Raw genomic sequence first — 9,885 nt, 5'->3', positions numbered from 1 at the left:
AAAATTGACTGAAAGGTAATTCTCTTATATTTTTAAATAATTATATGAAATTAATTAAAAATAATAAAATATAAAATTTTTTAATATGTTCTCTTACAATTATTTTTTTGCAGATTTGACCAGATTATTTTATGCTTAATACCTAAGAGCGAGGTCAAACTATGATTTCATGGTTATTTATTGGTTTAGTGGCAGCCATTCTATTAACACCGGGCCCAACCAATACTTTATTGGCATCGTCAGGTATTCAAGTTGGATTTAGAAAAACTTTTCGCCTTATTCCTGCAGAAGCTTTCGGCTATCTCGTCGCAATTACATTCTGGGGCTTTTTGATTGGTAAAATCTCGGTCTATTTGCCGGAATTACCTCATATTCTCAAACTCTGTAGTGCCGCTTATATTCTATTTTTAGCTTTAAAATTATGGCGTACCGCAGAACTTGGTGAAAATTTTCAATATATTTCGATTCGGGCACGGGAACTATTTTTGGCGACTTTGCTGAATCCTAAGGCATTATTATTTGCTTCGGCCATTTTCCCGGTCATTGTATGGAAAAGCAGTCAATATTATGTGACTTATATGCTGGCATTCTTGGCATTACTTATTCCTATCGCATTTTTCTGGACCTTTTTAGGTAGTTTATTGGCTAGAAAAAACAATCGCTGGCTGAATCAAAAGAACTTACAAAAGACTGCTTCCATTATTTTAATGAGCTTTTCTGTACCTTTATCCTATTCAGCACTCCTCAGTCTTTAAACCTGAAAAAGCAGCTAAATTTCCTGAAATTTAGCTGTCAGAATTTCGCTTATTTTCATTAGTGTCAATTTCAGTTAAAGTACGTCGCAATTACTTATTTTTAAGATTTTTGGATTATATCAATGGCAATTAAGTCTGATCGTTGGATTCGCGAAATGAGCGAAAAACACGGCATGATTGAACCGTATGCAGAAAACCAGATTCGTCTGGATGAAAATGGTCAAAAGCTGATCTCTTATGGTGTTTCAAGTTATGGCTATGACGTGCGCTGTGCGCGTGAGTTTAAAGTATTCACCAATGTTCACTCTGCAATTGTTGATCCGAAAAACTTTGACGAAAAAAGCTTTATCGATATTGAATCAGATGTTTGTATCATTCCACCCAACTCATTTGCATTGGCTCGTACAGTAGAATACTTCCGCATTCCACGAAATGTACTGACCGTTTGCTTGGGTAAATCGACCTATGCACGTTGCGGCATTATCGTGAATGTGACTCCACTTGAACCTGAGTGGGAAGGTCATGTCACGCTAGAGTTTTCGAATACGACTAACCTGCCTGCACGTATTTATGCGGGTGAGGGTGTGGCTCAAATGCTGTTCTTCGAATCAGACGAAGTTTGTGAAACCTCCTATAAAGATCGTGGTGGTAAATACCAAGGGCAGACAGGCGTGACTTTGCCTAAAGCTTAATCGTTTTAAAGCATTCAATAAGCGAGGCAAATGCCTCGCTTATTTTTTACTGTTTCATTCATCGGAAACTCGGGATTTTTGGTCTTTTGGCTTTGGTAATCCTGCTAAAAATAAGCATAATGAAGAATGAATATATAAAAAAGATGTGCCAAGCATCATAAAAATCAAAAATTGAAGGCTGGGAAGCTGAAGGATAAAGATGCGGAGCATCAGATAAGAAGGATAGGTCGAGATGGCTCAAATAAAAGCTAAATTTCAATTTCGTAAAAGCTATTTGGCAATGATGATCGGTTTAGGATTATTGCCATCCGCACATGCAATGCAGGAATTAACTGATTCTTCTCTTTCTGATACTACCGGTGAAGGTGTTGCCCTAGTACTTGATGACTTTAAAATGGTTTTTCAGGCACCGAATGATGCTTCTAGTGGTTCAAGCTATGCACGAAACATTGCCAATCCAAGTCAGGCAGACACAGGCTTTATTCGTATTATTCCGACTGGAGAGAACTATGCTCAGTTAGGTGAACGTGCCTATAACAAAGTCTATGATCGAGTGTATGCGAGTAGCTATTTAAATGGTATTAGTGCAAATGCCAATCTTTATCAAACGACTTATGACAATAGTGTCAGTACCTATAAAACTCAAAACTATAATACGACTTTAACCGCAATCCGTAATGAAATTGGCGCAAGTGCACGTAGTGGGATTGTAGAAGAATACTTAAATTCCTCATTGATACAGGAATATTATCAGCAGCGTTATGAGGATTATTGGGATGGTATTACAGGTATTTATTCTATTATAAATGATGGTACAACTACAGCAGGTCGATCAGGATCATGGCACAACAAAACAAAATCTCATGATTATGCATTAAGTAATACCTATGAGATGATTGAATTGTTATACGGAGATCGGGTATCGACTTCATTGAATAATAGGTGGACTCAAGCAGTAGGTACACGAACTAATATTATTGATTCCAGGGTTATTACAGTTGTAGAGAATGCGACACAAGAAAAATTAGCAATTGAAGCAGATAAATATGCACTAATTCAGGCAAAAAATGCAGTGACCGCTAAGGAGCAAGCGGTTAAAGCGAGCGCAACAACAGCGGCCAAAGAAGCTGCAATGGGTGCCTCAGTCAGTACGCTACGTACGAAGGCTGATGTATTTATCTATGGTTTAGCTTTATCAAAAAGTGATAACTCACTCAGTAGCCGCTATAGCAATCAGGGGTTTAATTGGGGAACAGCCAGCAATCCCTGGTTATTTCATGCCGGAGCCGAAACAGTAAAACAGTTTACGGATACTGGAAAAGAAGTGGGCTATCTAGCTTTGGAAGCACCTCTTGCAACAGTTGCTGCAAATGAAGCAGATAATAATATTAAACTAGGTTTTTGGACTGATATTTTCTCACGTTCTTTAAACTCAAGTAATACCGTAGATTATGCTACTGGAGCACCTACTTCAGGCTTAGATATTTCTGAACGTTTTCGTGCACAGTTTATTGCTAATGGTTTGAGCATGAACGGTTCACAAGTCCGATTATTTCAAACCCTTACATCGCCTGATCTTACATATAGTCAAACCTTAGGCCTGGCGAGTCTGATCCGACTCAATACTAATGATGATCTCTCTACTCTGACCAGTGATTCAAACAATTTGAACAGTAAAGGGATTCGCATTAGTAGTGCAGCAAAAGAGAATAATCTTGATGGAGATGGTCCGACTCCTGCTTTAAATGGCTCTGCAGCACCTATATTTCACGATACCGAGGGATTGTATTTATATAGCCCGAATATCAACTTGGTACTAGGAACTATGTACCAACCTTTTGTTGTGGGTTCGGAAGGAAATAATATTATTTTGGAAGTGACACGTATTCCTAAAATTCCAGATATTTACAACCGGATTTATCAGCGTTATCCAGATGGAAAAGGTGGCTTTTTAGGATCAGAAGCACTTTTAGGCTCTACATGTAATGTATATACATGTGGTACTGAAATTAAAGCTCAAGCTTCAGATAGCATTGCCTTGTATCAAGGACGTGATGCGACACACAGTAGTATCGCCATTGGTTCTGTTGAACGTATTGCCAATACCAATATGCTGAAGGCAAAAGATGATAATAATGCAACTGGTGTGATATTTAGGGGAGCTACTGATAACTCAATGAGGAATTTTGGTTCAGCAGTGATTGATGGTGTGTTGATTCAACATCTAAAAATAAAAACTACAGGTCTATAAAGGAATAGGGCAATGTTGAAAAAGTTGATGCTTGCTACAGTTCTTGGGATTTCTTTAGCGACACAAGCCGGCTTGGTCAGTCTTGATCCGCAGCAAATGACAGCAGAAACGGGTCAAGGCGGAGCGGATTTAAGCTGGACCTTGTCACTCAATCATCAATACGCTACTGATTTAACGAAATCTCAAATTTCTGAAACGGTCGCTAATAAGTTAGAAGTGTATTACAAGCCAACAGAAGATTGTGGAATTAACACCTTGTTTTGTCGCTTGGCTATTTCTCCGAACAATCATGTTGATGCCCAAGGTAATAAAAAATGGCTGGTATTTAAAGGCATACAAGGCACCCTGCAAATTGATAAGTTTTCTATCGATGGCACCACGATTACTAATGCGGCAGGCGATCCTCAAACAGCCATGAAAATCACTTTTTATGATGATAAACCTTTAAAAATAAGAAATTTAGGCTTTAATACTTTGGCTATTGAAACCGGAACCGGTGAGGGTGATAAGGAAGGCTATGCCAATTCAGAAAAGTATACGACCTTCACCAATCGTGTTTATAAAGAGGACGGTACATATACCACTGCCTCAGCAGATGTTCCAGAATTTGACCGGGGGCGTGAGAAGGGCTTTATGGGTCTCAATATGCACGGCAACATGCACATGTCAGGAAACTTAAAAATATTTGGCTTTAACTGCTCAGCAGGGAGTGCACAAAGCCGTTGCTAACTGCATGGATGCAGCATAGGGATGAAAGAATGAAAAAAATAAAATCACAAATTAAATTATTAACGGCATGTATCTGTTTGGCACAGCATAGTTACGCACTAGAGCTGATTGAAGAACAAGAATTGGGTCATATCACTGGTCAAGACGGTATTACGATTACACACGAGGTATCAAAAGTTGAAGTTGAACAGCTCAATTGGTATGACCCGAATGCTGATGTAAATACCAAGATGGGACTGGGATTGCATAAAGTAGAAATCTTAGGCAAAGATCAAAATGCGATTTTAAGCCAGCTTAAGTTTGATGTCGGTGCGACCGATGCTGGTGCAGGGATTCGTTTAGAAGCAAGCGTAGCTCCCTTTAGGGCCAATGCAGATTTTAAACTTGTGAGTAAGGATTGTGTTGGAACAAGCTGTGTCGAAAACAATCAAAATTTGGGCAAATTAGGTCTTGCGATTGATAGTCCATTTAAAATGGTGCTTCAAACGACAGCTGGTTTATTCAATAAGAATGAAACAGCTACTATCGATTTCAATTTGCAAGATGCCACGATTAAACATACTTTAGGTACAAATAGCTTAGTTCTAGATAACTTTAATTTTAACTTCGCTGGTACGGGCTATATGTATATAGACCCGATACAAGGCGTCGTACTCGCCAGTAAAAGTGGCACACAAGACCATCTAATTAATTTAAAACCAGTGGCTATAGGAACAACTGGTGCGCAAACAGCTGGATTAAACTTTGATTTACGCTATCAAAATGGAGATGGCGATTTAAAAAATATCATGCGCTATGGTATTTCGGGTGCAGTGAGTAATGCACGTTTGTCGTTAGGTGCCGATCAGTCAAAACTGAATTCTTTTGATATAAGTAATAAAGTTGGTGGTGTGCTGACACGACAAGATCGCAGTGTTTCAAGCTATAACGCAGGTGAAGGTGGCTTGCATCTTGGTTTATCAGCTGATTTTACCAATCAGGAAGTGGCAGCAGCACAGGGTTTAAAGCCAACAACTTTGGAAATTGGTCATACGGGTAAAGGAAGCTATGCAGTTCAGTTTAATGAATTACGTTCATTGACTGGAAAAAATAATGCTTATATCGATTTTGGCGATATTTATATCAATACAATTCAGGCACAGAGCTTAGAATTTTTAGTGAATGACAATATTAAGTCAACGCTTAGACGAAGTAATCCGGTTTTGCAGCAAACTTTAAGCAGTACGTCTGCTAATCAGGATTTCGCACTAATTGCCATACGGGGTATGGATTTCCAGTCGATTGCAGCCAAAGCAAATTTTATTTCTAATGATACTGGTGTTATTTCTGGGAATAGTGGTTCTTGGGGAATTGGTATCCCAATTTACAACCTGAATGCCAATGTTGCCTTGTCGGGTACAAAATATGACGGTGACAAGAATGGTATTGCCTATAACGTAATGGCATCAACTGAAGGTTATGGAAAGGATGCCAAAACTGGAGCACCAAGTACAACCTCAATTCTTTTAATTGATGGTGGTGTAGAGAATGGCCATGCGCGAAACTATTATGCTGGCCTTCGAAATATTGATGCCTTTATTGAATCCAAAGGGGTGATTGGTTATGAGGATGAAGGCATCTATGTAAAAGCTGATAAATTGCTGATCGCAGCGAAAGCTGAGGTGGCAATTGGGCAACTACCGGGATCTAAATATAACTGTGTATCAGGCAATAAATGTGATCAGTTTGTTCCTGATGACAATTTTTCTAAACGCGACGATGTATTAACAACAATTGCCATGATGCTTGATGGTAGTGGTGAGTTAATGATTATTCCGGGACTGGATGTAGCAGACGAAAATTATTTATCGCTGGATGCAAACTTTAAGTTCCGAACATTAACTTCTACAGAAAAAGGTGATGTCAATAATCTTGGTAGTTATTTTAGTCTGATTAATGAAGATGTAGATAGCACAGGTGCAGTTCATACTTCTGCGATTAACTTTAATCGTATGGAAGGGAATTTAGGATTAATCACCAAAATAGGCGTGAGTGAAGATACGGTTACTTTAGATAATCAAATTAAATTTAATAAAGATCAGAAGATTATCGAGCCGTTTAGAACCAACATGGCCATGACCACAAATGGCAATATGCAGAATATAGCAACAATTGCACTCACAGGCGGAACCATGCGCAGTACGCTTGGTATTACACCGCGCTGAAATAAGGGATGATTTCATGAAAAAAATAATATTGAATAGCTTGATTGTCACTTTAATGGGCCTTACTCAACAGGCGATGGCTATGAGAGCCTTAGATGATGAGGCTTTATCGGCAGTTGATGCACAGGCATTATTAAATTTGGAAAATGCTTATGATCCATCACAAGGGATTAACTTCCATAAGCTAAGTATTGAAGCTTTAATGGAACTGAACATTAATATCAAAACTTTACAGCTTGGTTGTGGTGGAACCAATAACAGTATTGGGAATACCAATGGTTGTGATATTGATATTTCTAACTTGGCTTTGAGTGGCTTAAATACCTCTCTTGATGATAAAGGTAACCCTGTCTTTTCAGGCGACCGTGCTAATACCAGTGCCAGTGTGAGTAATCCCTTTGTTGAGTTTGCAATTAAAAATGGTGGAAGTGCCTCTACCCGTGAAGTGGTCGGTTTTCGTCTAGGGGCAGATAAAATTGTCGGACTCTTAACCATGGGGACTGACAACATCGAAAATCCCAATGATGGCCTCAAAAGTTTTAGTGGTTATATGAAAATGGCACAAACCACTGGTGAGTCTGTCACAAAAGCGGGGACCTTTGGTGTTGCGAATAATGAAAAAATCTCAGGGAATTTAAAGGCATTAGGACAAACTCGTACTTTTACCAGTAAGCCAGGTGCTGATGGCCATACCGGGATTACAGTGCCTTCCATGCGGGTAGACTTTACCATGCCAGAAACTGTCGTCACTGGGCAACGCTTAAAGTCAGCGACTGTAAGTAATATCCGTTCTACTATTGCTTCGATTCCATTAGCAAAGGCTTTAACGGGTTCAACTTTGCCAAATGATGTGATTGGTACACCAGATTTTTCAAAAGATAAGCTGTATGTAGAGTTTGATCCATTAATTGGATTTCTTAATTTAGGAACACATTCTTTCTTTCAAATGGGTGCTGGTTCAAGTCTGGATAACCTGAATATGGACATCACCTTTGTTCAGGCTCTAAATATGATCCATAATATTCCATTAAATGGTACAGGCGGTTATTTGTCTTTACAGAGTCAGAATGTGCATTGGCAAGGTGCGGATGCGGCTGATATTGCAAAACCAGGTTGGTGGCTATCTTTTAAAGACCCGATTCAACTGGGTGTGTTAAAAACCACAGATGAAGTTGATATTTCATTCGTATTACCTCAGGTAGCAACTGCTATTTCAGAATTTCTGTTACGACCTGAAAACTTGATCGATGTCAGTGTGGGTGAGGCTCTAGGGTCTCTGGCGAATGTCGCGGTGGTACGTAAACTGAATATTGATGTAGGTAAATTTACTAACTATGTAGATGGTACTCCTGCAACTTTAACCTTAATGGATAAGCTGCTACAGAACCAGAATGTGACCTCAAACTGCTTTGGCGGACATAAGTTCTGCTAATTCAGACATATAAAAAATCCCGCTCTAGGCGGGACTTTTTTATTGATTCAGAAAAAATTATTTAGCAATTTTTGCCAGTAGTTCTTCTTTCGAAAGATTTACTGATTCTGCATCACGGCGACCTTTATATTCAAAAGTACCTGCATCCAGACCTTTTTCACCAATCACAATGCGATGTGGAATACCAGTCAATTCAAGATCAGAGAATTTCACACCTGGACGTTCATTACGGTCATCAAGCAGTACGTCAAAACCAGCAGCTTGCAGTTCTGCATATAAGCTTTCAGCAGCTTCTAAAGTGCGAGGTGATTTATGCGCATTCATTGGCACAATTGCTACTTCAAATGGAGCGATCGCAGCCGGCCAGATGATACCTTTTTCATCGTAATTCTGTTCAATTGCAGATGCTACGACACGTGTCACACCGATACCATAACAACCCATTGTTACAGTGAATGGTTTACCATCCTCACCTAAGACCTTACAGCCTAAAGCTTCAGAATATTTTTTGCCTAACTGGAAGATATGACCTACTTCAATACCACGTTTGATTTGAAGTGTACCTTTACCATCTGGAGAAGGATCGCCTTCAACCACATTACGCAGGTCATAAACTTCGCTAAACTGCGCATCACGTTCCCAGTTCACGCCAGTTGCGTGCTTGTCTGCTTCGTTTGCACCCGCGACGAAGTCAGAAAGTACAGAAGCAGCACGGTCAACAATCACTGTTAGGCCTTTTTCTACTAAACCTTGTGGACCAACAAAACCAGCAGTCAAACCTAGTTCAGCAAGTTGAGCTTCAGTAGCAAAAGCCAAAGGCGCAGCAATTTTTGGATGCTTTTCGGCTTTAATTTCATTCAGTTCATGGTCACCACGAAGGAACAGGGCAACGACAGGAGCTGCTTTACCTTCTTCAGCTGCAACGCCTTGAACCAGTAATGCCTTCACTGAATGTGCAGGGTCAGTGCCAAGGAAGCTTGATACATCAGCAATCGTTTTTTGATTTGGGGTATCAACCACTTTCAGTTCTTGAGTTGGAGCAGCACGATCGCCCACCAGAATCGCTTCAGCCATTTCGATGTTAGCCGCATAATCAGATTCAGTTGAGAATGCGATATCATCTTCACCACTTGAAGCCAAGACGTGGAATTCGTGTGAACCTGAACCACCGATTGAACCGGTATCCGCTTGTACTGGACGGAAATCCAGACCCAAACGGGTAAAGATCTTGCAGTACGCTTCGTACATTTTGTCGTAAGTTGCTTGCAGAGATTCCTGATCCGCATGAAAAGAGTAAGCATCTTTCATAATGAATTCACGTGAACGCATCACACCAAAACGAGGACGAATTTCATCTCGGAATTTTGTTTGAACCTGGTAGAAGTTTGCAGGCAATTGTTTGTAACTTTTTAGCTCATTACGTGCCAGATCAGTGATGACTTCTTCGTGTGTTGGACCAAGTACGAAATCATTGGTATGACGATCTTTAAAACGTAATAGTTCAGGACCGTATTGCACATAACGACCAGATTCTTCCCAAAGAGAAGCTGGTTGAGTCACAGGCATCAAGACTTCGAGTGAACCCGCGTTATTCATTTCTTCGCGAACGATCGCTGCAACTTTATTTAATACGCGAACGCCCATCGGCAGCCAGGTGTACAAACCTGAAGCCAACTTACGAATCATACCGGCACGGAGCATCAGCTGATGTGAAATAACTTCAGCATCGTTCGGGGTTTCTCTCAACGTTGCAAATAAAAAGCGACTCGCGCGCATGGAAACTGTCCTAAAAAATTAAGCGTTAAAGCAGAGATTATACAAT

Annotated in this window: 7 protein-coding genes; 6 read left to right on the top strand and 1 reads right to left on the bottom strand. The window is 39.9% G+C overall.

Annotated features, from left to right (window positions below; genetic code table 11):
- The first annotated feature begins 161 nt into the window (after nt 1-161).
- From B3143_RS06235 to B3143_RS06210, 6 genes are all read left to right on the top strand, one after another.
- Nucleotides 162-755, top strand: a complete 594-nt coding sequence (locus B3143_RS06235; protein ID WP_286739862.1) for a LysE family translocator — start codon at nt 162-164, stop codon at nt 753-755.
- 122 nt (nt 756-877) lie between these two features.
- Nucleotides 878-1,447 (top strand): dCTP deaminase, encoded by a 570-nt coding sequence (dcd, locus tag B3143_RS06230; protein WP_004785008.1) that lies wholly within the window; start codon nt 878-880, stop codon nt 1,445-1,447.
- A 232-nt stretch (nt 1,448-1,679) separates the two neighbouring features.
- Entirely contained in the window at nt 1,680-3,698 is a 2,019-nt protein-coding gene (locus tag B3143_RS06225) for a hypothetical protein (protein ID WP_286739860.1), read from the top strand.
- Nucleotides 3,699-3,710: 12 nt separating this feature from the next.
- Nucleotides 3,711-4,427, top strand: a complete 717-nt coding sequence (locus B3143_RS06220) for a hypothetical protein (RefSeq protein WP_286716291.1) — start codon at nt 3,711-3,713, stop codon at nt 4,425-4,427.
- 29 nt (nt 4,428-4,456) lie between these two features.
- Nucleotides 4,457-6,631: a DUF6160 family protein gene (locus B3143_RS06215; protein ID WP_286716293.1), complete on the top strand. Its 2,175-nt coding sequence runs from the start codon at nt 4,457-4,459 to the stop codon at nt 6,629-6,631.
- Nucleotides 6,632-6,647: 16 nt separating this feature from the next.
- Nucleotides 6,648-8,063, top strand: coding sequence for a hypothetical protein (locus tag B3143_RS06210; RefSeq protein ID WP_286739859.1), 1,416 nt, complete (start codon nt 6,648-6,650; stop codon nt 8,061-8,063).
- 57 nt (nt 8,064-8,120) lie between these two features.
- Here B3143_RS06210 and B3143_RS06205 read toward each other — a convergent pair whose 3' ends face one another.
- A complete protein-coding gene (locus B3143_RS06205) occupies nt 8,121-9,839 on the bottom strand; it encodes a proline--tRNA ligase (protein WP_286716296.1) in 1,719 nt (572 codons plus the stop codon).
- Nucleotides 9,840-9,885: the final 46 nt, after the last annotated feature.

Source organism: Acinetobacter sp. UBA1496, assembly GCF_002324975.1.
GTDB classification, from domain to species: Bacteria; Pseudomonadota; Gammaproteobacteria; order Pseudomonadales; family Moraxellaceae; genus Acinetobacter; species Acinetobacter variabilis.
This window is presented reverse-complemented; position numbering and strand designations above follow the sequence as displayed.